Below are 26,220 nucleotides of genomic sequence, written 5' to 3'. Positions count from 1 at the left end.
TCCGGCTGCATTTTGTAAAGCAACGGTAGCTTCTTCAATAGCGTAACGATCTTGACTCAAAATAGCGCCAGTAAGTGCGTATTCTGAGGTAGAATCTACTAGTTTTAATGTTTCTTGCCATTTAGAATCTTCATATACATAAATTGTCATCACAGGTCCAAAAAGTTCCGTTTCCATTGTGGAATATTTTGGATTAGTGGTTACAATAACGGTAGGTTCTATGAAATATCCTTTTGACTTGTCATAATTTCCACCTACTATGATTTCTGCATCGCTGTCTTTTTTAGCTTGATCAATATAGCTTGCTAATTTGTCGAATGATCCTTCGTGAATAACCGCAGTTACAAAATTTGAGAAATCTTCAGGCGAACCCATTTTCATCGATTTCACATCGGTGATTAATTGTTCTTTTACTGCTGCCCACATACTTTGTGGAATATAGGCTCTTGATGCAGCGGAACATTTTTGTCCTTGAAATTCGAATGCGCCACGAGTAATTGCGGTAACCACTTGTTTTATATTAGCCGATGGATGAGCTATAATAAAATCTTTTCCGCCTGTTTCGCCTACAATTCTTGGGTAGGTTTTGTAATTATGAATATTGGTTCCTATTTTTTTCCAAATTTCTTTGAATATAAATGTAGATCCTGTATAGTGAATTCCTGCAAAATCTGGACTGGATAAAACCGTATCGGTTATCATTACGGGATCTCCAAATACGACATTGATTACGCCGTCTGGAACTCCTGCTTCTTTGAAAACATCGATAATAATTTTTGCAGAAAACACTTGACTATCACTTGGTTTCCAAACTACAACATTGCCCATTAAAGCAGCACTTGCTGGTAAATTTGCAGCTATGGCTGTAAAATTAAAAGGGGTTACGGCATATACAAAACCTTCTAGTGGGCGATATTCTACTCGGTTCCACATATCAGATGTAGATGCAGGTTGGTCTTGATATATTTGAGTCATAAATTCTACATTGAAACGTAAAAAGTCAATTAACTCGCAAGAGGCATCAATCTCTGCTTGGTGTATGGTTTTGGATTGTGCAATCATTGTTGCTGCATTTATTCTGGCTCTGTATGGTCCAGCAATAAGTTCAGCTGCTTTTAGGAAAATAGCCGCACGTTGTTCCCAAGCCATATTTGCCCATTTAGTTCTGCTTTCGAGCGCATTTGCAATGGCTTTTTGAACGTGTGATTTTTCACATAAATGATAAGTTCCTACAATATGTTGATGGTCATGTGGTGCGGACATATTTTTAGTATTTCCTGTTCGAATTTCTTCAGAACCGATATATAATGGAACATCAATTTTTGAATTCCACATTGCTTTGTATGCTTCTAAAACTTTAGCTTTTTCAGGAGAGTTTGGTGCATATGCTTTTACGGGTTCGTTTACTGCTTTTGGTATGTTGAAAAATCCTTTTAACATTGTTTGTATGGTTTGATTATTAGATTTGTGTATTGAATATGTGTTACAAAAGTACGAAGTAAAAATGTTTTTTGCTAAATCACAATATTATTTCAATTTATAATTAAGATAACTTCTCGATTATTTTTTTTAACTCAATAATTGCATCGTTTTTGTCTTGTAGCCTCGCTTCGTATAATTGAGCAATTTTCTCAGTCTTTTCCTTGTTGTCTTGGTAAAGGTTCTCGAAATCTTGGTAAATTATCGCATTGTCGTTTAACGTTTGATTGTAAATGTTATTTGGGTTAATATTTAAAAAGTCTTCAACAGGGGTTTCTAGTATTTCAGATATTTTAAATAATCGCTCTACTGATAGTTTTGTTTCACTATTTTCTATTTTTGAATAAGCTGGCTGACTCATATCAAGTAAATGTGCCATATACTCGTGAGAAAATCCTTTTTTCTTTCTAATGTCCTTAATTCTTTCAACTACCATTTCCATAACTATTTATTATAAAATTATCTGCAAAAGTAATAATAATTTTTAATTAGTTATAGTTTTGTTATCTCGATTTTACAATTTTTGCAACAACAAAAAAGTTCTCGAGAAACTCACAATGTTACAAACAAAAATGTTTAATTTTGACAATTAGAAAAATGAATTTAGAAGATTTGAATTTAGTAGAGCTTAATGCTCAAGAAGTACAAGAAGTAGATGGTGGATTTATCCCATTACCATGGTTAGTTGCTGGAGCGGTTATTGGTGGAGTTTTTGGTCTTGGATTTTATAATGGGTATAATAGTTAATAAAAGAATAGTTATGGATACAAATAATTTGGAATTTATTTCATTGTCTCAAGATGAGATGATGAATATTGAAGGTGGTTTTATAGAAATTGGAGCTGCAGCTGCTGCGGTTTGGGCCGGTTTGTATGGCGCAGGTTACGCTCTTGGAGAGGCTTATCGCAATTATAGAGGATAAGTCATATTTAATGGAGTCTCTTTTAAAAGAGACTTCATTATTTAAAAATTAAATATATTAAATTCATATATGACAAAGCAATTTACATCAATTAAAATTTTTAAATTAATATTTTCAATAATAATAATTTGGATTTTTATATATTTTGTTGGACACGAATTAGGTCGTGCTTATTACAATATAACACATTAACAAAATGTGTTTAATTCTTCATTGCCAATGGCTTTAAATTATAATAATTAGTTATAATTTAATATTAAAAGTTATAGGGAATCTAATGTGACTTTTGTTTTTTTGCGGTAAAAAGAACATATGAACTTCAGTTCAGATCCAGTAAATAATATTGAAAATCTTATTGCAAAAAACAGAAACAATAGTATAAGTATATACTTTACGGTGGTTTTAATTATACTCACTTTGCTGTTTTTGTTACCTATTATTAAACTAGATATTAGTAGTCAGAGTCGAGGTATTATTCGCAGTAAGACCGATAATGTGCCTGTAACTACTATTGTAAGCGGTCGTATTACTTGGCTATCACTAAAAAACAATGCCTTTGTAGAAAAAGGCGACACAATCATCAAAATTTCCAAAGAGGGTTTGGCTACTCAAAAAAGCACCCAAGATACTTTGCAATCATCGGTTAAGCAATTGCTTATTGATGTTGCTAACTTAATAAATGGAAATAGAGACCTAAAAACTTCGACCGCTATTGAGGATTTGCACAAATACCAGTCTCGCAAAAACGAATTGCAAAGCAAAGTCGCCCAAGCCCAAGCCAATTATAATCGCAATAGAATCTTGTTCGAAAAAGATGTAATAGCAAAAGCCGAGTTTGAGAAATTTGTGTACGAACTACAATTTGCCAAAGAAGCCATACAAAGTTATGTCAGCCAACAAAAATCCATATGGGAAAACCAAAAGCGGGAACTGCAAACCCAACTTAAAAATGGCAACGGTACTATTTCTAAAATTAAAGTAGAGGAGCATAATTATTTAGTACTGGCTCCCATTTCTGGAACTATCGAAAATTTTACTGGTTTGCAAGTAGGTTCTTTTATAAATGCTTCTCAACCTATTGCAGATATTTCATCAATCGATAATCTAATTGTAGAAACTACCGTTTCGCCTAACGATATTGGTTTAATTAAAAAAAACAAACCCGTTAAATTTCAAATAGACGCATTCAATTATAACCAATGGGGATTGCTAGAAGGCAAAGTAATAGAAATGGACAATAATATTACATTACAAGAGAATCAAGCTTTTTTTAAAGTACGTTGCAGTCTAAATTCTAAAACAATGCAACTCAGCTCGGGCTACAAAACTCAAGTATCTAAAGGAATGACATTAACTACACGCTATATTATTACTAGACGAAGTTTGTTCGACTTGTTGTTTGATAAAGTTGATGACTGGTTGAACCCGAAGACAATTATCACTCGAGCCTGATAGGCGAACAGGCAAAGCAATTAAAAATTGCAATTACATAAATAAAGAATCTGCGAATTTCTAAAATAATTAGATTTTGAAGAAAATCATCAACGTAATATATACAAAGTTTTTTGTCTTTCATTAATTTTCTTTCTTCTAAATATGGCATCAACAAAAATAAAACAACACGATATTAAGGATTGCGGTGCTGCTTGCTTAGCTTCTATTGGGAATCATTACAAAGTTAATTTACCTATAGCAAGAATTCGTCAATATGCCAATACCGACAAGCGTGGTACAAATGTTTTGGGTATTATTGAAGCTGCCGAAAAAATGGGTTTTATTGCCAAAGGGGTAAAAGGTGGTTTTGATGCTTTAGCCAAAATACCACTCCCTGCGATTGCTCACGTGGTGGTAAAAGAACTACAGCACCATTATATTGTTATCTATTCTGTAAGTAAAGACAAAATTGAAGCTATGGATCCTGCTTTTGGAAAAATGGAAACTTATACTTTTGAAGAGTTTAAAAAAATATGGACAGGCGTTTTAGTCTTGTTCGCTCCTAACTATGATTTTAGGATTTACAACGAAAAAACGTCGCCTATAAAACGTTTTTTGGATTTGGTGCAACCACACAAAACAATACTTATTCAAGCTTTGATTGGTGCTATAGTTTTTACGATTTTAGGACTGGCTATGTCTATTTATATTCAGAAAATAACTGATTACGTTTTAGTAGAAGGAAATCGAAACCTGCTCAATTTGTTAAGTGTTTCTATGATTTGCATTGTTTTGCTCCAAGCCTATATTGGGTCTAAAAAAAGTGTTTTTGTAATGAAAACAGGACAGCTTATAGATGCAAAATTAATTTTAGGCTACTATAAACATTTGCTTCATTTGCCTCAACGCTTTTTCGACACTATGCAAATAGGCGAAATAACTTCTCGAATAAACGATGCGGTAAAAATACGTTCGTTTATAAATGAAGTGGCTATCGATATGATTGTCAATGTGTTTATTGTTATTTTTTCTTTTACTTTAATGTTTACCTATTATTGGAAACTAGCTTTGGTCATCTTACTAGTTATTCCGTTTTATGTGTTTATTTATTTTTTGCTTAATAAATTTAATAAAAAAGTAGAACGAAAAATTATGGAAAACGCTGCCGATTTGCAAACGCAACTTGTAGAAAGTGTAACCCATATTCGAACTGTAAAAGAATTTGGTATTGAAGATTTTTCTAATCTCAAAACAGAAAATAAATTTGTAAAACTATTATTTACAACTTATAAATCGGGTTTAAATGGTGTTTTTGCGGGAACATCGACTCAGTTTTTAGCTTCTATATTTACTGTTATCTTAATGTGGATTGGTTCAGGCTATGTAATTGATAGGGAGATTTCTCCTGGAGAATTATTTTCTTTTTATGCTTTGATAAGTTATTTTACTTCGCCAGTTGCATCTTTGATTGGGATGAACAAAACTGCTCAAAACGCTATGATTGCAGCCGATAGATTATTTGAAATTATGGATTTAGAGCGTGAAGAAACAGAAAACAAGATTGAATTAGAAAGAGAAAATATTGGAGATATTAAATTTGAAAATGTAACTTTTAGATATGGTTCAAGAACGGAAGTTTTCAAAAGTTTTAATGCTATTTTTAAAAAAAATGAAACCACAGCAATTGTTGGTGAAAGTGGTAGTGGAAAAACAACCTTGATATCCTTGTTGCAAAATTTATATCCAATAAAGGAGGGGAAAATTTATATTGGGGATTACGATTCCAATTATATTCACTACAAAAGTTTAAGAAACTGCATAGGTGTTATTCCGCAGCAATTAAACTTATTTTCTGGGAATATTATCGAAAACATCGCTTTGGGAGATTCTTTTCCTAACATACAAAGAATATTAGAATTGTCGAAACAACTAGGAATAACCGAATTTGTAGAGAAACTACCCAATGGTTTCGAAACGCAAATAGGTGAAAACGGAGCGATGCTTTCTGGAGGCCAAAAACAACGTATTGCGATTGCAAGAGCTTTATATAAAAATCCTGAAATTTTACTAATGGATGAAGCAACTTCGGCTTTAGATAGTAATTCCGAACGAATAGTAAAGGAAGTGATTGATAATTTTAAATCAGAAGGTAAAACTATCATTGTTATAGCGCATAGATTGAGTACGATTGCAAATGCTAATACAATTTTAGTGATGGAAAATGGGGCTATAATAGAACAAGGAAATCATCAAAGCTTATTAAGATTAAAAGGGAAATATTATGATTTATGGAGTAAACAAAGTTTGGTCTATTAATTCAAAGCAAATGGCGCACTAAGTCTAAAGGCTGGAACTTGAACTTTGAAGTTTCTTGTGGTGGTAAAATTAATCATGTTAAAGTGTCCAAGCATAGTTCCAAAAGGGGAACAAAGTAAGCATCCAGAACTGTATGTGTGGGATTCACCTGGTTTAAGAACAGGTTTTTTTCCTATTACGCCTTCTCCGTCGACATATTCAACATAATTAAGTGCATCGTAAATATCCCAGTGTCTTGCAACGAGTTGTACGGAGTCTTTGCTGTGATTTTCGATGGTAATATGATAGCTGAATGCAAAGTGCATTTTATGGTTTTTGAAGTAGGTACCTTCAAAAGATGTTAAAACCGAGATTTTTATACCTCTTGTGATTTGTGTTACCATAATTTTTTTTGCTTATACAAATTTAGAAAATTTATAAAGACAAAAAACATTAACAATATGTTAATTTTTAATTCGTTATGTTAATTGAATTGGCTTCTCCTTTTCCAATTACTCGATCGTAGCGTTCTCCGTTTGCTCTATAATATACCATTGCGGTGTATACATTTTCGGTTTCAAAAAAATTACCGTCTATAGATTCTTTGTCTAAAATGGTGTTGTTTGAGTCTAGAATGGTGTATTTGTAGTTATTGAACCCTTGTTTTATGAGTATTGCTTTTTCGAAAACACCTTTTTTGGTGTTGTATTCCATTTTGTTTTCGGGGTTTAGCGTATTGTTATTGAACATTCCAGTGACGTAAATTGCTGTTGTTGCTGACACTTCTGTTGCAAATAATGTGAAATAAACCCAAGTATAATCAGCTTCTACATCATTGTTTTGCGCATTTAAGTTTCTGACCTGAAAATTTCCGTTTAAGTCAGGAAAAAAGGTGTAAACTTTATTTTTTCGACTGGTGTCGGTGTACAAATATGAGTTGTACAATCCTCCGTTTGTCTCCACACGAGCTACGGCATTAGTTACTGCTCGAATTTCTTTGGTGTCAAAAAATAAGTATTCGTTGCTGGCATAAAACTGGGTTTCTTTGTCGTATTTAAAAATTAAATCATTGCCAATGGTGTATTGCGGCTTAATGTTCACAATGGAATTGTCCCATTTTCCGTTCTGAAACAATACTATTTTTATGTTTTGGATTGGGTTTTGGAACAAAATTATTTTGGATTGGATGCTAAAGTCTAAATTGTGTTTTGTTTTTAGATCGATAATATTACGCGCTCTTTTTACTTGGATTGGTACTTCGGCTAGGTCTTCATAAAGTATGAATTTTTTTGAAAAAACGAGTTCTCTGTTGTTGTCGAATATCGAAATGAGATAATTACCACTTTTAGTAAGACGTGTAAATTTATTAGGAAAATTTAATCTATAATGTGAATAAAGTTGTAGTGTATTAAATGAGTTTTCATAATCTTGAATTCGTTGATTGTCAAGTCCGTCAATGTATTCGTTTTTAGAAAGTTGTGAGGGTGCCCAATTGTAATTATGGTGGGTTATTTCGTAGTAATAATCGGCTTCGTTGCCATACAAATCATCAAAATTAAACTCGAAAGAATCACCTAGTCTGAAAAAAGGAATAGTGTTTTGCTGACCTTGAATAAAGGTGACTGTTTTTATATGATATGGTGGTGCTGTTTCAGTAATGGCTTGACCCAAAACCAAATTTTGAATAAGAAAAAGCGAAATAACAAGAAATTGTTTCTTAATCATAATTAAAATTGCTACGACTGTAAATATAAATTTTTATAACGAATAGTATGCCAATTTATTTTTTTTTGAAGCAAACAGGAATTATTTCGCCATTTGCCAAACAATATTTTTTGACTAATTCTGGTGTTATTTTTGCCGTATAATCTTCTTCAATTACTGTAAAACCTATGCTTCGTAGCTTTTCAAAATAATCGATACCATAAATGCGAACATGGTCGTATTGTCCAAAAATTTTGGCTCGTTCTTTTTGATCTAAAATGGAATTGTCAGAATAAGTTGTGGTTCTTGATAAATCTTGTGGGATTTGAAGAATAGCCATTCCTCCTGGTTTTAAAACCCTGAATAGCTCTTGCATTGCTTTTGTATCATCTGGGATATGTTCCAAAACGTGATTACAAAAAATAATATCGTATTCATTATCTTCAAATGGAAGATTACAAATATCTGCTTTTACATCTGCCAATGGCGAAAGCAAATCGGTTGTGGTGTACTCTATGTTTTTTTGATTTCTAAAAAGTTTGTAAAAAGCTTGTTCTGGTGCAAAATGCAATACTTTCTTTTTTGCGTTTGAAGTAAAAAAATCGGTTTCATTTTGAAGATATAACCATAATAATCGATGTCTTTCTAACGAAAGTGTACTTGGTGACAATACATTATTTCTCTGTGTTCCGTAACCATAAGGTAAGAACATTCGGAAGCTTTTTCCATCGATTGGATCGGTAAATTTATCGCCTTTTAGTAATACTGCTAAAATAGGACGTGCTACATAACTCAATCTGATTAAGATTGGTCGTGGGATGGTATTGAGGATTAGTTTGAAGAGTTTTTTCATGGTTTTATTTCACAGAGATGCGCAAAGGATACACAGAGATTCGCAAAATTTTTACAAATTTTCGGGAGTATTTATAAATCGTTTGATATTGTTTTTTAAAATTTTACTATTGTAATTCACCAGTAATCCTAACGGATAATTTCCTAGTTTCAAATAAGTTAGTATTTGAGCAAAATGAACTGATGTGTATGTTTCGACTGTTTTTAGTTCGATAACTAATTTGTTTTCAACTAGTAAATCAATTCGATAACCATAATCTAATTTGATATCTTTATATGAGATTGGTAATATTTTTTCTTTTTCAACTACTAATCCTGCATTTTTTATTTCATAAAAAAGACATTCTTGATAAGCGGATTCTAAAAGTCCAGGTCCAAGTTGTCTGTGAACTTCTATTGCAAGACCAATTATTTTGTAAGAAAGTGAATCTAAATCTTTGTGAATCTCTGTGTCTACTTTGTGCATCTTTGTGAAATTTTATTTTGAGATAGTCAATATTTAAATCACAAACGGCACTTTTCTAAATTCATCTTCTTCATTACTCACAATTCCTAAAGCTTTATAAACATAAGCAAAAGTAGATAGCAATTCTGGTTTTCCATCTATAATAGCCACATCATGTTCGAAGTGAGCAGATGGTTTCCCGTCGGCAGTGGTAATTGTCCAGCCATCTTTGTGTTGTTTTATGTTTCGAGTTCCCATATTGATCATCGGTTCGATCGCAACTACCATTCCTTCTATAAATAATTTTCCTCGACCACGTTTTCCGTAGTTAGGCATTTCAGGATCTTCATGCATTTTTTGACCTAAACCGTGGCCCACTAATTCACGAACTACGCCATAACCGTGAGACTCAGTATGTTTTTGAATAGCATTTCCTACATCTTCAACTCTGTTTCCGGTTTTCAATTCTCGGATTCCTATATATAAAGATTCTTTAGTAACTTGTAGTAATTTTTTAGTTTCTGGTGCAACTTCTCCAATCTCGAAAGAATAGGCGTGATCACCATGATAACCATTTTTGAAAGCACCACAGTCTACCGAAATAACATCTCCACTTTGCAAAGGAATATTGTTGGGAATTCCGTGAACAACCTGTGAGTTCGGACTCATACAAAGCGAGTTTGGGAAACCGTACAATCCTAAGAAACTTGGTACAGCACCATGATCTCGAATGAATTCTTCGGCTAGTTTGTCTAGGTATAAAGTAGTAACTCCTTCTTTTATTTCGGAGGCAACCATTCCTAATGTTTTGGATACGATTAAGGCGCTTTCACGCATTAATTCTATTTCTTTACGAGTTTTTGGGATAATCATTTTATGCGTTTTCAATTTCAAAGGTGCAAATATACGAATTCAATAGCAATGTTAATTTCAATTTCAAAAATCAATTTAAATTGTTAATCGGGATTTGCCATTATTCTAAACAATTCAGAATTGGAAATATAAAATCGGTTCTCCAAAGCAATTTGGGTAAGCTGAACAGAAACCAAATTATTTTCTCTAGTATTTATCAAAAACATTGAGCTTTCGCCAAATGAAAATAATCGTTCTTCAGAAGTTAGCATCGTTAAATTGTCTTTTACCAAAGCATCAATCAGTTTTTTTTGTCTTATTAAAGATTGAATTTCTATTTTTTGTGCATTTATTTTATTCGTCAATTGTATTTTTTCTAGATCAAGTGCAAAAGCGGTTTCCTGAATTTTCAGTTTTGCCAGTTTCAAATTGCCACGCTCTTTTCTTAAAAATAACGGAAAATAAAAATTCAACCCCACTTTATAATCCTTGAATTGATAATTATCAATGTAACTGGGTTCCGATAAATAGGAGTAACCCATATCTATTTTTGGTAAAAGTAAATTTGCTTTCAGCCTTTGATCTACAGTTAGAACATCAATTTTACTTTGTAATGCATTTATTTTTGGGTGATTGACAATAGAAAAGTCTGGATTCATTAAATCATTAGTTTTTAGCGTTTCTTGAATCGAGATTTCTAATTTTTCTTCAGGAAACAAAGCTTCAGAAAGTTCTAGTGGAATATTGTTTTCCAACCACAAAAAATTAGATAATTCCAGCTTGGATTTGGTTAGTTTCAAATTTGAATCTTCTAAACTTAACAATCTGCTTTTAACAATTATTCCTGCTTCAGTGCTGTCAATTGCTGGTTTATCGCCTTGTTCGATCAACGATTTTGTACCTTTAAAACGAATTTCTGAATTCGAAGCATAGTTTTGATATAATTTTACTTCGTTAAAATTCTTTTTCCAATTAAAATAGGCTACCGAAGCATCATACAAAACCTGTATCGCCTGTAGTTTTCTTTCCGCATCACTCAATTGAATTTGAATTTTAGCCTTGCGTAAATCTGCCATTCGTTGGTTAATAAACAAACCTTGTCCAAGCGGGATGTTAATTCCAAAAGAAGTCAATCCTTGGTTTGGAAGTGTATTCTCTGGATTCAAATAAACACCATCATTGTTGTCAAAACCCGCTTTTAATTCAATGCCATACCAAGTTGGAATTTTGAAACTGCTATTCAAAATCGAATAATATTCGCTGTCTTTAAATTGCTTTTTATCAAAATCCACTTCAATTTTTGGATCAAAACCACCACGCGCCATCATCAAATTAGCTTGGGCTTGGTTGAGATTCAAATTGGCAGTTTTTACCAATGGATGATACTTTTTCACATAACCTAAGTATTCATTGTAATTGAATTCTTTAGGTATGTCTTGGGCAAACGATTTTAAAGTAAAAATAAATACTAGTATAAAAAGGTTTTTCATTTTGTTATTTTTTACCGCTAATTCAAGAATTATTTCAAAAATCTTTGATTTAGTGGTGAATAATTATTTTTTTTCTTTTACAGTATTCGGTTTGTAATAATTGGGTGGAAAACCATTTAATGTTCTCCAAATCTCAAACCAAATTGGCACATTATCCAACAAAGCAATGGTTTGTGCTCCAGAACCGATGCTTACTTGTTTAGGCCACTTTGCTTCATTTTTATCAGGGGCAATTAATATTCTGAACTTTCCGTTTTCGCTAATAAAATTTTCTATAGCTACAATTTCCCCACCAAAAGTACCGTAAGACATATCTGGCCAACCCGAAAAAATAATTGTCGGCCAACCATCAAACCAAACCCTCACTTTTTCGCCTTTTGAAATCAGTGGTAAATCTATTGGATCCACAAAACTCTCCACAGCAATATCATATTCAGATGGCATAATGCTCACGATAGCAGTTCCTTCCTTAATGTTTTCGCCAAGTCCAGATTGCAAAGCACGATTTACATAACCATCTTGAGGTGCTTTAATATAGTACATTCCGTTTCGAATGCTGTAATTAGCATATTGATTTTCTAATTTATTAACTTGCGCTTTTGTATCATATTGATTGCTTCTTGCCGTAAATTGGTCGCTTTCTGCCTTTGATGATTTCTCTGAATATTCTGCGGAAATTCTATTTATTTCTACTTTCGCATTGATGAATTCATTTTTTGAAGTCAATAATTTATTTTCTTGTGTGATTATTTTAGCATCAACTTCTTGTAGCTTTAGGCGTTTTTCTTCTACATCTGTCAAGGGTTTTAAACCTTCTTTGTTGAGTTGTACTGCGCGATCAAATTGTGTATTGGCAATTTTGAGCTGCGTTCGCACCGCTACCAAATCCATACTGTCGCTTTTTACTTTAAAAATAGCTTGCTTTATTTTGTTTTTGGCTTGCTGCAATTTTAATACTCTCTCATTTTCAATAGCGCCAATTTGTGATGAAAGTGTTTTTACTTTTGATTCATAGGATTGTACCGACATTTTTTTAGCATCCACTTGATTTTTAGTATTTTCAACCAAATTTGGATCAAAATAATCTTCTTTGATTTCTGAAATAAATAAAATAGTATCGCCTTTTTTGACAAAATCGCCTTCTTGAACATACCATTTTTCGATTTTTCCAGCAATTACGGTTTGAATGGTTTGTGGTCTTTGATTCGGTTTCAAAGTAGTTACGGAACCTGAGCCCGAAATGTTTTGTGTCCAAGGTAAAAATAAAAACAGTATTCCTATTATAGAAACCAAACCAATAATTCGGTTCAATATTTTGTAATGCGGTCTATGGTTCAAACCCTTGATGTTTTTATATTTTTCAAGAGTTTTAATCGGAAATATATTGTTTTTTGAAATGTTTAGCATTGCTTTTATATTTTAGAATCTTGAATAATTGCGCCGTTTTCCATTATAATCTCACGATTGCATTTGGTTTTCCAATACTGATTTTTTGATGAAACAATTATCGTCCAATTGTTTTTATCCGAAGTTATAAAATCTATGATTTCATTGGCAACCGCTTCGTCCATTGTATCAGTTGGATCTTCGTAAAACAATATTTTTGGTTTGTGAATGATGCTTCTTGCCAAAAGAATTTTCTGTGCGTTGGACGAAGAAAGTTGTCTTCCCTCAGGGAAAATTTTGGTGCTTAAACCTTCAGGTAATGTTTTTAATAATGAGGACAATTGCATAGCATTGATTGCCCATTTTATATGTTCATCTGTAACACTCGGATCATTGAAAGTAATATTTTCTAGAATTGTGCCTTCAAACGGAGTTTCATTGTGAACAATTGAACCAATTTGTGAACGGTATTGGTTCAGATTTATTTTTCTAAAACTGTCATCGTTGATATAAAATGAACCCGATGTTTGATGCAATAATCCAGACAAAACTCTAATTAAAGTGGTTTTTCCAGAGCCGTTTTCGCCATTGATTACAATTTTTTCTCCTTGATTTATTTTTAAAGAAATGCCGTCTAAAATATTATTTTTTGAATCAGGAAATTTAAACTCTAAGTTTTCTGTTTCAAGCAAAATATTTGTATAACAACTGTCGTATTCTGAAGGACTTTCTAATTCTAAATTCATATCGGTAACTTGTCCTATTTTTTCAACAGAAGTGAGTACATCGTAAAATGATTCTAATCCTAAGATTATTTTTTCAACCGAATTAATTACCAATAAAATAATGATTTCTGCAGCCACAAATTGCCCAATATTCATTTGCTGATTGATGACTAAAAAGCCACCAATGGACAGTAAACTCATCGTAATAATCATTTTAAAAATAATGAGTTGGCTAAATTGTCTTTTAATAATATTAAAATGTTTTTCTCGATAATTCAAATAATCAGTAACCAAATTATCGTTTTTTTGTAAAGCATAATCAAAGTTCAATTCATTCCTAAAACTGATGTTGTTTCGCGCAATTTCTTGTAACCAACTGGCGACTTTGTATTTGAATTTTGATTCTTTCAAACTCGTTTCTAAACTAGAATTATATGAAAATCTAAATATAAAATACAACAACAGAAACAACAATATCCCAAAAACAATAAAATAAGGATGGTACAACGAAAGCAAAATTAATCCGAAAGTAATTTGCAAAATCGCTGCTGAAAAATCGATTAATAATTTTGATGTTCCTTTTTGAATACTCATTGTGTCAAAAAAACGATTGGCCAATTCGGGTGGATATTTATTATACAATTCTTCAAATTTTATTTTGGGTAATCTTGCAGCAAATTCAAACGACGAACGTACAAATATTTTTTGTTGTAAGTTTTCTGTGATTCGCAATTGCATCAACGATAAAATACCGACCAAGGCAACTCCAAAAACCACCAATACAATTAATACAATCCAAGAAGCGCTTATTCTACCTGATTGAATAAAATTGATTATGGCTTGAATTCCAAGCGGCAAAGACAAACTTATCAAACCTGCAAATATGGCGTAAAAGAAAATTTGGTAGACATCTTTTTTGTCTAATTTAAGCAGGTCGTAAAATCTTTTTAATGGCGTCATAATTTTATTTTTTCAAAACTTTTAAAACAAGGTCAATATAAAAATCAGATGGATTTACAGTTTCATTGCAATCGGTAATCGTTTTTAAATGGTCGCTCAAAAAATGTTGGTGCAAACTCCCTTCAACAATCGTAGAAACTAGACATTTTGCAAAGGCATATTCTGGATTTATTTCGTTTATAATAGCGATAATGCGATTGATAACTCGTTTGTAAATCAAGAAAAAACCTTCTTTGTTTTCGTCATCGACTTCTTTAGTGTGTAATGTTTTGGTGAATTCGGCAATGATTATTTTATTGAGAACAGCTTCATTAATATGTTCTGTATGTTCGTCATCAATAATTTTTTCGGTAACAATTGTAATGGCTTTTTTGAGTTTTTCAAAATTATCATCTAGGTTTGATGTGCCAAACACCAATCGGTATTCAATCCAACTCCAATACCAAGATGACAAGTAAACTAGGAGCTTGTGTTTGTTTTCAAAATACCTATATATGGAACTTTCGTTAGAGCCAATGCGTTCTCCTAATTTTTTAAATGTAAAATTATCGAAACCTAATTCATCAATTAATTGAATACTTTCTTGAATAATTTTTTTGCCAAGTGTTGAAGTCTCAGGATCTTTGACATAGATTTTTGGATTGATTTGGATTTTTATATTGGATAAAATAGTTTGCATATTAACTTTATTTTTAGTCTGATGTTTTTGGAATGTATTCTTTTTCTTCTTTGGTTAAATCAAAATTATAAAGTAAAGCAATGTTCATAAAATCTCGACCAATTTCGTCGTTTATTTTATAATCAAATTGATAAATATAACCCGTTTGAACTGCTACATTGTTATTAAACTCATATCCGCAACCAACAAAGAGTCTCGTTCTTTCGAAGTAAGGTTCTTTGTTAGTAAAAAACAATTCATTCCAGAGAGAAACATAAAATGTTTTTGCTTCTATTGTTTTATTATTTATTGGAATTTGCGCTCCCAATCTGTACCTGAATCTGTTTTTATATCCATTATTAGTAAAACGTTGTTCTGCGCGATATCGGTGTTCAAAAGTCAAAAATTCGAGTGGATTTTTCATATTGATTTGTATCCAAGTTCTTATTTCTTTGTTTTGAATTGGATTTTCAAAATTCCCTCCTTCGCTGTAGGTATTGTAGGATCCGAAGCCTGTTGTGGCAGAAAAATTTTTACTTATTTTATAGGTTCCACCTGCTTTTACTTCGTAATAATGAAAGTCATCGTAAAACGACAAACTTCGTAATTGTGTTTCGCCAAATGCACTCCATTTAGAGTTTATTTTTAGTGTAGCATTTAGAATATTCCAACTACCCAGGTTTTCCTGACTATATAAAGAACAGGTAATTAAGAAGGTCATTAAATGTGAAGCAATAGTTTTTTTGAGTTTCATCAATTTTTTTAATGAATTATAAATGTATTTTAAATCCGAAATTTAAAACATCCACAGGACTTAACGGTTTAATTTGGTTGTCATTTAAATCTAAATATTGCAAGTGATCTAATCCTCGAACTTGTTTTGGAATTTCTTTAAAACGATTGTGATTCAAGTACAAGCTTTCTAAATGTTTCAATTTTTTGATGTTGTCAGGCAATGATTTCAAATTATCATCTTCCAAATGCAACTCCTTTAGTTTTGGTAATTGTCCTAGAATGTAAATATTCGTTTTAAGATCTAAATTTTTATCGTTGTTAAGATATAACTCTTGCAAGTTGGATAACTTCCATAAATCAGTTGGAAGCATCGTGAAATCGTTTCCGCTCAAATCTAATGTTTTTAAATTCTTTAACAAAGTAATTTCATTTGGAATACTCTTCAAATGGTCGTTACTTAAATTGAGATATTCCAAATTGGTAAATTTTAGCCATTCTTCAGACTTGATCTTAACATCTTGATTGCTCAAATTTAATCGGTACACTTTTTCAGGTTCATTTAATGCATCTTTAATATTTGTGTACTCTTTCTTTATTTGTGTTGAATCTATAAGAGTTTGAGCGATGAATAACTGACTCGAAAGCAAACTAATAAATACTAGAATTCTGTGTGTTGTTTTCATAATTGTTTTAAATTAAAATTTTATTAAATAATAATATCGCAAATATAATAGTATTGCTATTAATATTGCGAATATTTAACTTTTCATTACAAAAAAAAAGAGATTCATATTTTTGAATCTCTTTTAATATTTTTTTTTAAAACAATATTAAAGTAATGATTGTCTTGTCATTACTTTTGGTTTATCAATTCCCATTAAATCGAGAATAGTGGGTGCAATGTCTCCAAGAACACCGTCGCGTATTGTTTTTAAGTTTTTGTCTACCAAAATTATTGGAACTGGATTTGTTGTATGTGCCGTGTTTGGGCTTCCGTCAGGATTTATCATAGTTTCGCAATTGCCATGATCGGCGATTACAATGGTGGTGTAATTGTTTGCTAATGCAGCTGTAATTACTCTCTCGACACATTTGTCAACTGCTTCACAGGCTTTAATGGCAGCTTCCATAATTCCGGTGTGTCCCACCATATCACCATTGGCAAAATTAAGACAGACAAAATCTACTTCTTGCTTTTCGAGTTCTGGAATTAAGGCTTCAGTGAGTTCAAACGCACTCATTTCAGGTTGCAAATCGTAAGTGGCTACTTTTGGTGAGTTTTTTAAAATCCGGCTTTCGCCAATAAATGGAGTTTCTCGTCCACCCGAAAAGAAAAAAGTAACGTGTGGGTATTTTTCGGTTTCGGCAATACGAATTTGCTTTTTGCCTGCTTTTTCAAGAACTTCCCCTAAAGTTTCGGTGATGTTGTCTTTGTTGTAAACGACTTTTACATTCTGGTAGGTTTCATCATAATTAGTCAATGTTACATAATACAAGTTTAACTTGTGCATATTTTGTTCGTGAAAATCCTGCTGTGATAAGGCTTCGGTTAGTTCTCGACCACGATCGGTACGGAAATTAAAAAATACAACCACATCATTTTCTTGTATGGTTGCTATCGAATTGTTGTTGCTATCAACGACAAACATAGGCTCTAAAAACTCATCGGTAATATTGTTTTCATAACTTTTGGTGATGCTTTCTAGAATGTTTTGCGTTTTTGTTCCTATACCATTAACCAACAAATCGTAGGCAAGTTTGACTCTTTCCCAGCGTTTGTCTCTGTCCATTGCATAATAACGACCAATGACTGAAGCTATTTTTACAGTGGAATTCGAAATGTAATTTTGCAAATCAGAAATGTATTGGTATCCCGATTTTGGATCTACATCACGGCCGTCAGTAAAGGCGTGAATGAATACTTTTTGAAGCTGGAAATCTTGTGTGGCATCAATCAATCCCTTTAGGTGGGATGTATGCGAATGCACACCACCATCAGAAACTAGTCCCAAGAAGTGCACAGCTACATTTTGATCTTTGGCGTATTGAAAGGCATCGATTAGCACTTGTTCTTTAGACAAGGTTTTGTGTTCGACGGCTAGGTTTATTTTGGCTAAATCTTGGTATACAATGCGTCCTGCGCCAAGATTCATATGTCCTACTTCTGAATTTCCCATTTGACCTTCGGGAAGTCCTACGTTTAAACCATCGGTTCGCAATTGTGCGTTTGGGTAATTTTTATACAATGCGTTTATAAATGGGATATTGGCATTGTCTATGGCGGATACTTTTGGATCTGGTGATTTTCCCCAGCCATCGAGTATCATTAGGATTACTTTTTTGTTCATTGTTTGAAATTTAACTACAAGGTTTACTAAGAATTTCTTTGCCTATTTTTTAATATAGGCTCAGGCTACAAAGTTCACAAAGTTGGATATTGAATGTCTGTTTTTTAGTCCTGATTACTTCACTTATTTTTTATTTTCATTTGAGTTCAGTGAACTTTGTTTGCAAAGGAAATCCTTTTTGTTTTTTCTTTAAATTCAAAAAGATTGAAGTGTAAACCAGGAATAGCTTCAAAGATAAAAAATTAAAACCAGTTTTTGGCTTGGTTGTAATCAATGAAATACTTGAGACTTATCGAAAATGTTTGATTTAGTACTTCATTTCGGATTAGGTTGGTATAATTTTCAGTATAATTTTTATTGATATTTGAAAGTTCGTTGAATGAATTATTTCGATATAAAATTGACAATTGACTGCCAGGAACAAACCACCAAGTGTAACTGATATCTAAATTCCAAGTGCTAAAATCTTGGTTTAAATTATCAACTGTTCCGAGATAGGGACTAAATCTGCCGTTTTCTTCTAATAATAAAAAATCTTTGTTTTCAGAATAGGACCAATAATGAATGGCCGATAAATTAAAATTCATATCACTGTTTACTGAATATTTTGCTGTAAGGGTATTGGTAAAGGAAATTATATTACGATTTGCTATAATAATATCGTCGGGTGTTAAATCATTATTGTCGGTATTTATTTTGGTTGCGAAGCCTTTGTTGTTTCTGTTTCTTGAGTAATTGTATCTAAAAACAAATGAGATTTTATCATTTTTTCTATATCGTGGACTTAAAGTTAAATTGATGGCATTTCTACCTTTTTGATCTGCCCAACTGAAATTTGATTCTATATCGTATGCAAATTTATTATTGTAATTTGAGGAATAATAACCGCCAAATCCAATTCTTTGGGGTTGAATGAAATACCTACCATCGACTCTAGGCTCATAATAATCGTAGGTTTCTATTGAATTTGAATTGATATTCATACCATAAGCATTGTTTTTTTTACTGCCTATATTTAAGTTTATATTAATGTTGCTGAATTGTGGTTTTCCTGTTTCGATTTGAAATTCATTATATGAATTTATATTGATATTGAATCGATTAAAATGTTTATTTGGGTTTAAAATTCTGTAACTTGCATTACCATAAGTACTGAAGAAATTGGTTTGAAAGTTGATTCCTAGATCGTTGTTGTCGTATTTTTTTGTAAAAAGATCAGCACCCAAACCAAATCGATATTTTCCACTAGTTTTATTAAATTCTAAATAACCATTAGAGCCATATTTGGTTTTTTCAATATCGACCTCATTAACAACACTTAACTTATAATTCCCTTGAAGGTTAAAAGTATTGGCTTTGGTATTTAAATCCCAAATTAATCCTGTAACGTTTCCGTCACGAAAACCACCGTTGCGTGTCACATTGGTATTAATTAAAGAAACAGATGAATTTTTGTTAAAGCGTTGATCGAAAACCAACACATTGTAGTTTGTTAATGGTTCTACAACTTGACCTCTTACTATTCCATTAGTATTATTCCGTATTCTGGCTACTGTAACTTCGGTAACTGCATTTAAGACTCCAATTCCTAAACCATTTTTTGTACGTCCAGAAATTTTTAGTGCATTGAGTAGTCCTACAGATGAAGGTTGTTTAATAATTTCTTCGTTAGCATTTGTTACTATTTCTCCAGTTGGTCTTCCGCCAATTCGCCTTGAATATACTAAGCCACCTTTGTTGAATAAATCAGTTCCCTCTGTAAAAAAAGACCTATTTTCGTTAAATTGTTGCTCGAATGGACCTAGATTTAATATTTTTTGGTCTACAGCAGTTTGACCAAAATCTGGAATCAGAGCCATATCGAGCGTGAAAGCATCGTTGATGCCGTATTTGATATCCAAACCTCCTTTCAGAGTTCCTTTGGTTTTGTTTTCTTTGTTTGCATTCAAATAGTAAGAGGAATATGGTAAGAAAAACAAACGAGTAGGTGTTTTTATATTTTCGATTCCTTGTAATGTTCCTGCTTGTTGAATGAAGGTTCCCAATTTTGCATCAACAAAATTCCAAGTGTATTTTTGACGATCACGACGTACTTCTCGCATAAAGTTAATTCCCCATATTTGTTTTTTTTCTGGCGAAAAACGCAAGGCTGCATACGGAATTTTTATTTCAGCAACCCACCCAAAATCTGTTACAGTAGTTTTGCTATTCCAAATTGCATCCCAAGAATAATCTTCTCCCTCGCTTTCAGATGCTTGACAATCATTTTGGGTATTTGCAGCAGTAACTATGAATCGAAAATCTTGTTGTCCATCGTTAAAACCATTTATAAAAATCCCAAAGAAATCAGCAGCTCCAAAATTGTCTCTTTGTGCGAATTCTTTTAAAATTTTATTGGGTTCGTCATCATACATTGTTGCTGCAATATATATGGCATCGTTGTTATAGACTATTCGGACTTCTGTTTTCTTGTTTTGAGGAATAGGGTTTCCATTGTCAGGTTCGAACGAAATAAAGTCAGTTGCAATTTCAGCGGATTTCCATATACTTTCGTCGATTTTACCGTCAATCGTTATATTTTCTGTAGTAAAAACGGAGTTTAACTGTTTTTTTATTGTTAAAGTTTGATTTTCAGATACTTTTTTTTCGGATTCTGCGTTTATTTGAGCAAATGAAATACAACTTGAAAATACAAACGTAAGTAAAAGAAGACGATTTGACATATTTTTGATTTGATTTTCAAATATAGTAAATATGTTGCCACGGGTTGATTTTTAAGGTTTTTTTAACAAATCAAAAAAGCATTAAATCGACGAAATGCAAAATAAATACGTTAAAAAGCAAAAAAAATTTGGATAGCTTATTTTTTTGTTTTTTATTTGTAAAGTAGAATTAGTTGTTTAATTAAAAGAATATCAATGATTTATAGAATTTTGCCCCTTCTGTTATTGGTTTTTATGTCTTTTGCTCCAAAAGCTGACATTACTGCATTAACTTCCGTTACGAAGAATAATGATTATAATTCAAAAATTGAAATTATATATAATTCTTTGAATGCAAATAGTTTTGAATTGCCAGAGATGGCTTGTTTTGCCAAAGCGATGGAAGGTTACTTTACATTGAAAGAAAATGGATTTGTTCAAAAAGATATTTTGACGGTTATAGATTTTAGTTTGTCTTCCACAAAAAAGCGACTTTGGGTAATTGATTTGTCAAGCAATACGATTTTATTTAACTCTCTAGTTTCTCACGGAATGAATTCTGGAGGAGAATATGCCAATAGTTTTTCAAATTTACCAAGTTCAAATAAAAGTAGTTTGGGTTTTTATACTACTGGGGAAACTTACAACGGAAAACATGGTTTGTCGTTGAAATTAGATGGACAAGAAAGAGGGATTAATCATAATGCAAGAACAAGAGCTGTTGTAATGCACGGTGCAGATTATGCAAATCCAGCCATATTAAAATCACAAGGATATTTAGGAAGAAGTCAAGGTTGTCCAGCTATTCCAGAAAATTTAAAAGCTAAGATAATTCAAACTATAAAAGGTAAAACGTGTTTATTTATTTACCACCCGAACAGGAGTTACGAGATTGCTTCTAAACTGGTTCGTCAGTCTTAAAAATAATTCAGGGTCGTAATTGTAGATGTCATTTCTAAATTGCATAGTACCATCTTCATACCAAGCCGTAAAATAAAGGATGTGGACATCAATTTCCTCTTCCATTTTTACGGTTTTTGTTTTCTTAAAAAACACGATAGAATCTATTTTTGTAGCATCATAACCTTCCTTGTTGTACAGTAAATACTCAGCAAGTTTTAATGGGTTTTCAACACGTACACATCCAGAACTTAAAGAGCGCATATTTTTTACAAATAACTCTCTATGATTGGTGTCGTGAAGGTAAACAGAATGGTTGTTTGGGAAGTTTATTTTCACATACCCTAGCGCATTATTTTCGCCAGGACTTTGTACATACTTATAATCATCAGCTAAACTTGAGCGCCAATTTCCAATAGGGATTTCTTTTCCTTTTTTGTCGTATATTGTTATGTTACGATTGGTTATGTATTTTCTGTTTTTGATAGTTCCAGGAATCAGATCTTCTTTTAATATGGTTGGAGGAACGGTCCAAGTTGGGTTGAAAACAATATTATCAATTTTTGAGGATAAAACGGGTGTTCTTCGTTTTTCAGTACCTACAACCACTTTGAAAATTTTTGTGGTGTCTTTTCCTTGTACTGCGTGTAAATTAAAATTTGGAATATTTACTACTATATGATTTATTCCTAAATCTCTTGGAAACCATCGCCAACGTTCAAGGTTTGCAATAATTTGACGTCTACGCTGTTCTTGTGTTACATTTAGTGCTTGTATGGTTCCTTTTCCAATTACACCATCTGCTTCAAGTCCATGTCTTTGTTGGAATTGTTTAATGGCATTGCCAAATGATTCATCATAAAACTCACTTAAAGTGTCCTTTTTACTTAAATCATTCCAATATTGCAATCTTTTTTTGATTAATATCACCGTTTTGCTTTTGCTTCCTAAATTAAATTTTTCAGAAGTAATAATAGGTTTAAAATCTTCTTTAGGCATTGAGCTTATAGCAATAAGAGCGGTTTTTAATTGGCTATAGATAGTATGTTTTGGTTTGCAGTTTTTTATAACATCTTCTACCTCTTTCTTTTCTATAGCATAAGTTAGAAGAGAATCAGCGTCAATTTTATTTTTTTTAATATCCCAATCAGTGTAAATTTCTCTAGGTTTAATCTTTCCGTTTGATAGATGCGAAATGTATTTTATAAACGAGGCAGACAATTGTTTTTCATATGTTTCTATTTCTAACTCTGACAAATCGTTGTACTTTTCTTCAAATGCTATTAATTTTGAATAAGAATAATCAGATGGTGTTAGACCTTCTAAAATAGACTCTTTAATGGCCTCAATAAGTTGTTTTCTGTTTTTTTTAGTCTTCCAGTCACCAATAACAACTTCCAGTTTTTTAATTGACTTCTCTGCAAGTGCAATTTCAGAATTAGTAATATTTCCGCAGCCAAAATAAATAAAAAAACAAAATAGAATAGGTAAAAATGATTTCATAAGCAATCTAAAACTTTTTGTACATAATATAATGAGGGCCAATATCTCCAACTTCAAATGGAGTGTCAATGATGGAATAGCCTAGTTTTTTATAAAAACCAATGGCATTTTCTCGTGCGTTAAACCAAAGAGTTGGGGATTTTTTTGATTTTGCATACACTTCAACTTCGTGTATCAATACATTTCCTAGGCCTCTTTTTTGATAGTTTTCTAATACTGCCATACCTCGCATTTGTAATTGAATACCGCCTGTAAAAATACTATTTTTATTTTCAAATACAGATACTATTCCAACTAATTCTTTATCAACAAATGTACCAAAGTGTTTTGTTGTAGGTAAATTGTCGCCATCAAAAACACAAGATGCTATCGGTTTTCCTATTCTCAATACAGATTGTCTAACCAAATAAGTCTCTTTTGAATGAATTTCTTTAACTTCAATCATAAATTTTAAATTTTAAAATTGTTGGATAAAAATCTAATCTTAAATTGATTACAACAAATAGGAATGTTTAGTTTCAAAAGAAAGTAAATTAATTGTAAAATTTTTTTTAAAAAACTTGCAACTAACTAAAGTTATTCTTTATATTTGCACCTCATTAATGCGAAAGTAGCTCAGTTGGTAGAGCTCCAGCCTTCCAAGCTGGTTGTCGCGAGTTCGAGCCTCGTCTTTCGCTCTTAATCCTCAAACTTAGGTTTGGGGATTTTTTTTATTTCAAAAACTCATATCACTTTCGGGATTAATTTCAACAGGAATTTTGCTTTGCTCAAACCATCGAGCGGTTAAATTTCCTTTTAGAGTAATTTTTGAATCTAATATTTCCAACCAACTCCCTTCTCTCAAACCTAAAACTGGAATAGAACTTACGTTGTGGAACTCTTTGATTCGGGTTTCTCGAGTTTCTCCCATATGCGCGGAACCTTCAATAGGGTCTAAATAATGAGGGTTTAAATTAAAAGGTATCAATTCCAAAGTGTTGAAACTTTCTGGTAACACAATAGGCATATCATTAGTAGTATTCATAGTCATTCCACCTATGTTGCTGCCAGCACTTGTTCCTAAATAGGGTGTTCCAGATTCAATGGTTTGTTTCAAAACAGACATTAAATCATTTTTGTACAATTGTGAAACTAATAAAAAAGTATTGCCGCCACCAGTAAAAATAGCCTCTGCATTTTGTATGGCTTCTATAGTATTTTCAAATTCGTGAATGCCTTTTACGCTAATGTTGATTTTGAGAAACGTTTCACTTACTTTTTTAGTGTAATCATTGTGGGAAATTCCGCCTGGCTTAGCGTAAGGTATAAAAAGTAATGTTTTACAATTTGCAAAATGATTTTTGAGAGTTGGAAATAAATACTCTAAATAGTCACCATTATATAAGGTAGAAGTGCTGGCAAGAATAATTTTTTTCATTATAAATTCAAATAGTTTCTCAAAGATAAATTATATTAACAAATATTTATCAAGTCATTAATAATAAATTGTGAAGCATCAATTTTACTTTTACCCAATACTATTTTTCTATGAATTTAAAGTTGCTTTTGTTTTTTTTTGTCGGTTTAATCCAAAGCACGGTTTTTTGTCAGTCGATTTTGAAAGGTCAAGTTATTTCTGATATTTCTAATCTCGAAGGAATTATTGTTATTAATGCCAGTTCTAATAAAACTACAGGAACTCAAAAAGAAGGTTATTTTTCTATTTTAGCTAAACCAACTGACACCTTGCTTTTTTCTGGAAATCAAACAACTGGATTGAAAATAATTCTAAAGAAAGAAGATTTTGCTGAAAACCTGTTTTTAGTTCGATTAAAGCGTGAAATAATTCAGCTTAATGAAGTTGTAATCAAAAAACACAATACAATTAATGCCTTGTCACTTGGAATAATTTCCAAAAAACCAAAGTCTTATACACCAGCGCAAAGAAGATTGAGAACTGCAACAGCCCCTTTTGCAGAGTTATCTTCAGGAACTAGTATGGGTGGAGCAGTAGGATTAGATCCAATTTTGAATGTTATTTCTGGTAGAACTAAAATGCTTAAAAAAGAGCTTTTAGTTGAAAATAAGGAAAGAAGACAGGAAAGTTTAACAAATAGGTTTGAGGAAGATTTTTATACAGTCAAATTAAAAATACCATTAGAATATATCAATGGCTTTCAATATTTTGTTGTGGAAGACAATGAATTCATAGGAATTTTAAAATCTAAAAATGAATTTTTAATACGTTTTAAATTAATGGAACTTGCTGAAAAATACAAATCAATAGTTTTTCAATAAAAGAATAATTACTTTCGTAAAATGAAGAAATCAATCCTTTTTTGTTTACTTTTTTTATCCATTATGAGTTTGTCATCGTTTGCAGTTCATAAATTCTATGTATCCATTTATCAAATCAATTATGTTCCTGAAAAGAAAATGCTTCAGATTACTTCTCGCATTTTTACGGATGATTTGAATGCGGTTTTGAAGAAAAAATTTAATGTAACAACCCATATTGGAGAAACTTCAGAGTCGGAGGAAGAAGTTGTATTGATGAAAAGATACATTTCAGAAAATTTATCAATCAAAGTAAACGGTAAACCACAAATCATTAATTATTTAACTAAAGAGTTGGAAGGAAATGTGGTTATTTGTTATTACAATATCAAAAATGTTTCAAAAATAAAAACAATTGAAATTCAAAATACAGCTCTATTAGAACATAATAATGAGCAGCAAAATATAATGCAACTGAATATTTTTGGCAAAAAACAGAATCTTTTATTCACTGTTGATAATGTGAAAGCTTTGTTAAAACCCTAACAAAAAGTTATATTCTTATAAAAATAAT

25 protein-coding genes and 1 tRNA gene are annotated in these 26,220 nt (G+C 31.9%); 8 read left to right on the top strand and 18 right to left on the bottom strand.

From position 1 onward, the window contains the following. Both pruA and RMO70_RS02190 read right to left on the bottom strand, forming a co-directional pair. The coding region (gene pruA / locus RMO70_RS02195) for an L-glutamate gamma-semialdehyde dehydrogenase (protein WP_310554789.1) at positions 1-1,440 on the bottom strand (1,440 nt) is incomplete at its 3' end. Positions 1,441-1,543: 103 nt separating this feature from the next. Further along, a complete protein-coding gene (locus RMO70_RS02190; protein ID WP_310554788.1) occupies positions 1,544-1,921 on the bottom strand; it encodes a helix-turn-helix domain-containing protein in 378 nt (125 codons plus the stop codon). Positions 1,922-2,076: 155 nt separating this feature from the next. Here RMO70_RS02190 and RMO70_RS02185 point away from each other — a divergent pair, with 155 nt between their 5' ends. The 4 genes from RMO70_RS02185 to RMO70_RS02170 all read left to right on the top strand — a co-directional run bounded on the left by RMO70_RS02185 (position 2,077) and on the right by RMO70_RS02170 (position 6,151). Continuing rightward, entirely contained in the window at positions 2,077-2,226 is a 150-nt protein-coding gene (locus tag RMO70_RS02185; RefSeq protein ID WP_310554787.1) for a class IIb bacteriocin, lactobin A/cerein 7B family, read from the top strand. Positions 2,227-2,239: 13 nt separating this feature from the next. Continuing rightward, positions 2,240-2,401, top strand: coding sequence for a class IIb bacteriocin, lactobin A/cerein 7B family (locus RMO70_RS02180; protein ID WP_310554786.1), 162 nt, complete (start codon positions 2,240-2,242; stop codon positions 2,399-2,401). 312 nt (positions 2,402-2,713) lie between these two features. Then, positions 2,714-3,853: an HlyD family efflux transporter periplasmic adaptor subunit gene (locus RMO70_RS02175; RefSeq protein WP_310554785.1), complete on the top strand. Its 1,140-nt coding sequence runs from the start codon at positions 2,714-2,716 to the stop codon at positions 3,851-3,853. A gap of 144 nt (positions 3,854-3,997) precedes the next feature. Continuing rightward, on the top strand, positions 3,998-6,151 hold the full coding sequence (locus RMO70_RS02170) for a peptidase domain-containing ABC transporter (protein WP_310554784.1): 2,154 nt from the start codon (positions 3,998-4,000) through the stop codon (positions 6,149-6,151). Here RMO70_RS02170 and apaG read toward each other — a convergent pair. The 13 genes from apaG to RMO70_RS02105 all read right to left on the bottom strand — a co-directional run bounded on the left by apaG (position 6,148) and on the right by RMO70_RS02105 (position 21,008). Further along, positions 6,148-6,534 (bottom strand): Co2+/Mg2+ efflux protein ApaG, encoded by a 387-nt coding sequence (gene apaG / locus RMO70_RS02165; RefSeq protein ID WP_310554783.1) that lies wholly within the window; start codon positions 6,532-6,534, stop codon positions 6,148-6,150. The genes RMO70_RS02170 and apaG overlap by 4 nt on opposite strands. 67 nt (positions 6,535-6,601) lie before the next feature. Then, on the bottom strand, positions 6,602-7,855 hold the full coding sequence (locus RMO70_RS02160; protein WP_310554782.1) for a DUF5103 domain-containing protein: 1,254 nt from the start codon (positions 7,853-7,855) through the stop codon (positions 6,602-6,604). A gap of 55 nt (positions 7,856-7,910) precedes the next feature. Then, positions 7,911-8,687, bottom strand: coding sequence for a methyltransferase domain-containing protein (locus tag RMO70_RS02155; RefSeq protein WP_310554781.1), 777 nt, complete (start codon positions 8,685-8,687; stop codon positions 7,911-7,913). Positions 8,688-8,738: 51 nt separating this feature from the next. Beyond that, a complete protein-coding gene (locus tag RMO70_RS02150) occupies positions 8,739-9,152 on the bottom strand; it encodes a GxxExxY protein (RefSeq protein WP_310554780.1) in 414 nt (137 codons plus the stop codon). 33 nt (positions 9,153-9,185) lie between these two features. Next, entirely contained in the window at positions 9,186-10,004 is an 819-nt protein-coding gene (gene map / locus RMO70_RS02145) for a type I methionyl aminopeptidase (protein WP_310554779.1), read from the bottom strand. Positions 10,005-10,087: 83 nt separating this feature from the next. Then, positions 10,088-11,473 carry a TolC family protein gene (locus RMO70_RS02140; RefSeq protein ID WP_310554778.1) on the bottom strand — a complete coding sequence of 462 codons (1,386 nt, stop codon included), beginning with the start codon at positions 11,471-11,473 and terminating at the stop codon, positions 10,088-10,090. Between the two features lie 63 nt (positions 11,474-11,536). Next, complete coding sequence (locus RMO70_RS02135) at positions 11,537-12,880, bottom strand: biotin/lipoyl-binding protein (protein WP_310554777.1); 1,344 nt, start codon at positions 12,878-12,880, stop codon at positions 11,537-11,539. A gap of 5 nt (positions 12,881-12,885) precedes the next feature. Continuing rightward, the gene (locus RMO70_RS02130; RefSeq protein WP_310554776.1) at positions 12,886-14,544 is read right to left on the bottom strand and encodes an ATP-binding cassette domain-containing protein; all 1,659 of its coding nucleotides are present in this window, start codon (positions 14,542-14,544) and stop codon (positions 12,886-12,888) included. A 4-nt stretch (positions 14,545-14,548) separates the two neighbouring features. Then, the gene (locus RMO70_RS02125; RefSeq protein ID WP_310554775.1) at positions 14,549-15,223 is read right to left on the bottom strand and encodes a TetR/AcrR family transcriptional regulator; all 675 of its coding nucleotides are present in this window, start codon (positions 15,221-15,223) and stop codon (positions 14,549-14,551) included. A gap of 13 nt (positions 15,224-15,236) precedes the next feature. Beyond that, entirely contained in the window at positions 15,237-15,956 is a 720-nt protein-coding gene (locus tag RMO70_RS02120) for a DUF2490 domain-containing protein (protein WP_310554774.1), read from the bottom strand. 16 nt (positions 15,957-15,972) lie between these two features. After that, entirely contained in the window at positions 15,973-16,620 is a 648-nt protein-coding gene (locus RMO70_RS02115; protein ID WP_310554773.1) for a leucine-rich repeat domain-containing protein, read from the bottom strand. A gap of 147 nt (positions 16,621-16,767) precedes the next feature. Continuing rightward, the gene (gene gpmI / locus RMO70_RS02110; RefSeq protein ID WP_310554772.1) at positions 16,768-18,285 is read right to left on the bottom strand and encodes a 2,3-bisphosphoglycerate-independent phosphoglycerate mutase; all 1,518 of its coding nucleotides are present in this window, start codon (positions 18,283-18,285) and stop codon (positions 16,768-16,770) included. Between the two features lie 242 nt (positions 18,286-18,527). Further along, positions 18,528-21,008, bottom strand: a complete 2,481-nt coding sequence (locus RMO70_RS02105) for a DUF5916 domain-containing protein (RefSeq protein ID WP_310554771.1) — start codon at positions 21,006-21,008, stop codon at positions 18,528-18,530. 195 nt (positions 21,009-21,203) lie between these two features. Here RMO70_RS02105 and RMO70_RS02100 point away from each other — a divergent pair, with 195 nt between their 5' ends. Beyond that, positions 21,204-21,908 (top strand): murein L,D-transpeptidase catalytic domain family protein, encoded by a 705-nt coding sequence (locus tag RMO70_RS02100; protein WP_310554770.1) that lies wholly within the window; start codon positions 21,204-21,206, stop codon positions 21,906-21,908. Here the strand turns inward: RMO70_RS02100 and RMO70_RS02095 are convergent. Together RMO70_RS02095 and RMO70_RS02090 are read right to left on the bottom strand one after the other, a co-directional pair. Beyond that, positions 21,846-23,390, bottom strand: a complete 1,545-nt coding sequence (locus RMO70_RS02095; protein WP_310554769.1) for a L,D-transpeptidase family protein — start codon at positions 23,388-23,390, stop codon at positions 21,846-21,848. The genes RMO70_RS02100 and RMO70_RS02095 overlap by 63 nt on opposite strands. 7 nt (positions 23,391-23,397) lie before the next feature. Next, the gene (locus tag RMO70_RS02090) at positions 23,398-23,835 is read right to left on the bottom strand and encodes a GNAT family N-acetyltransferase (RefSeq protein WP_310554768.1); all 438 of its coding nucleotides are present in this window, start codon (positions 23,833-23,835) and stop codon (positions 23,398-23,400) included. Between the two features lie 159 nt (positions 23,836-23,994). Here RMO70_RS02090 and RMO70_RS02085 point away from each other — a divergent pair. Continuing rightward, positions 23,995-24,067, top strand: a tRNA-Gly gene (locus RMO70_RS02085). A gap of 38 nt (positions 24,068-24,105) precedes the next feature. Here the strand turns inward: RMO70_RS02085 and pepE are convergent. Beyond that, complete coding sequence (pepE, locus tag RMO70_RS02080) at positions 24,106-24,807, bottom strand: dipeptidase PepE (RefSeq protein ID WP_310554767.1); 702 nt, start codon at positions 24,805-24,807, stop codon at positions 24,106-24,108. Between the two features lie 110 nt (positions 24,808-24,917). Between pepE and RMO70_RS02075 the strand changes: the two genes are divergently transcribed. After that, a complete protein-coding gene (locus RMO70_RS02075; protein WP_310554766.1) occupies positions 24,918-25,667 on the top strand; it encodes a hypothetical protein in 750 nt (249 codons plus the stop codon). A 21-nt stretch (positions 25,668-25,688) separates the two neighbouring features. Next, positions 25,689-26,192: a DUF6702 family protein gene (locus RMO70_RS02070; protein WP_310554765.1), complete on the top strand. Its 504-nt coding sequence runs from the start codon at positions 25,689-25,691 to the stop codon at positions 26,190-26,192. Positions 26,193-26,220: the final 28 nt, after the last annotated feature.

The organism is Flavobacterium sp., assembly GCF_031422135.1.
Lineage (GTDB): Bacteria > Bacteroidota > Bacteroidia > Flavobacteriales > Flavobacteriaceae > Flavobacterium.
This window is presented reverse-complemented; position numbering and strand designations above follow the sequence as displayed.

Bases quoted from the DNA above. Each gene is read 5' to 3' on its own strand.
- RMO70_RS02075 (WP_310554766.1), top strand. From the start codon at position 24,918: ATGAATTTAAAGTTGCTTTTGTTTTTTTTTGTCGGTTTAATCCAAAGC.
- pepE (WP_310554767.1), bottom strand. From the start codon at position 24,807: ATGAAAAAAATTATTCTTGCCAGCACTTCTACCTTATATAATGGTGAC.
- RMO70_RS02190 (WP_310554788.1), bottom strand. From the start codon at position 1,921: ATGGAAATGGTAGTTGAAAGAATTAAGGACATTAGAAAGAAAAAAGGA.
- RMO70_RS02135 (WP_310554777.1), bottom strand. From the start codon at position 12,880: ATGCTAAACATTTCAAAAAACAATATATTTCCGATTAAAACTCTTGAA.
- RMO70_RS02140 (WP_310554778.1), bottom strand. From the start codon at position 11,473: ATGAAAAACCTTTTTATACTAGTATTTATTTTTACTTTAAAATCGTTT.
- RMO70_RS02090 (WP_310554768.1), bottom strand. From the start codon at position 23,835: ATGATTGAAGTTAAAGAAATTCATTCAAAAGAGACTTATTTGGTTAGA.
- RMO70_RS02170 (WP_310554784.1), top strand. From the start codon at position 3,998: ATGGCATCAACAAAAATAAAACAACACGATATTAAGGATTGCGGTGCT.
- RMO70_RS02160 (WP_310554782.1), bottom strand. From the start codon at position 7,855: ATGATTAAGAAACAATTTCTTGTTATTTCGCTTTTTCTTATTCAAAAT.
- RMO70_RS02185 (WP_310554787.1), top strand. From the start codon at position 2,077: ATGAATTTAGAAGATTTGAATTTAGTAGAGCTTAATGCTCAAGAAGTA.
- RMO70_RS02180 (WP_310554786.1), top strand. From the start codon at position 2,240: ATGGATACAAATAATTTGGAATTTATTTCATTGTCTCAAGATGAGATG.
- RMO70_RS02120 (WP_310554774.1), bottom strand. From the start codon at position 15,956: ATGAAACTCAAAAAAACTATTGCTTCACATTTAATGACCTTCTTAATT.
- RMO70_RS02115 (WP_310554773.1), bottom strand. From the start codon at position 16,620: ATGAAAACAACACACAGAATTCTAGTATTTATTAGTTTGCTTTCGAGT.
- map (WP_310554779.1), bottom strand. From the start codon at position 10,004: ATGATTATCCCAAAAACTCGTAAAGAAATAGAATTAATGCGTGAAAGC.
- RMO70_RS02100 (WP_310554770.1), top strand. From the start codon at position 21,204: ATGATTTATAGAATTTTGCCCCTTCTGTTATTGGTTTTTATGTCTTTT.
- RMO70_RS02095 (WP_310554769.1), bottom strand. From the start codon at position 23,390: ATGAAATCATTTTTACCTATTCTATTTTGTTTTTTTATTTATTTTGGC.
- RMO70_RS02155 (WP_310554781.1), bottom strand. From the start codon at position 8,687: ATGAAAAAACTCTTCAAACTAATCCTCAATACCATCCCACGACCAATC.
- RMO70_RS02130 (WP_310554776.1), bottom strand. From the start codon at position 14,544: ATGACGCCATTAAAAAGATTTTACGACCTGCTTAAATTAGACAAAAAA.
- RMO70_RS02070 (WP_310554765.1), top strand. From the start codon at position 25,689: ATGAAGAAATCAATCCTTTTTTGTTTACTTTTTTTATCCATTATGAGT.
- RMO70_RS02175 (WP_310554785.1), top strand. From the start codon at position 2,714: ATGAACTTCAGTTCAGATCCAGTAAATAATATTGAAAATCTTATTGCA.
- RMO70_RS02150 (WP_310554780.1), bottom strand. From the start codon at position 9,152: ATGCACAAAGTAGACACAGAGATTCACAAAGATTTAGATTCACTTTCT.
- apaG (WP_310554783.1), bottom strand. From the start codon at position 6,534: ATGGTAACACAAATCACAAGAGGTATAAAAATCTCGGTTTTAACATCT.
- RMO70_RS02105 (WP_310554771.1), bottom strand. From the start codon at position 21,008: ATGTCAAATCGTCTTCTTTTACTTACGTTTGTATTTTCAAGTTGTATT.
- gpmI (WP_310554772.1), bottom strand. From the start codon at position 18,285: ATGAACAAAAAAGTAATCCTAATGATACTCGATGGCTGGGGAAAATCA.
- RMO70_RS02125 (WP_310554775.1), bottom strand. From the start codon at position 15,223: ATGCAAACTATTTTATCCAATATAAAAATCCAAATCAATCCAAAAATC.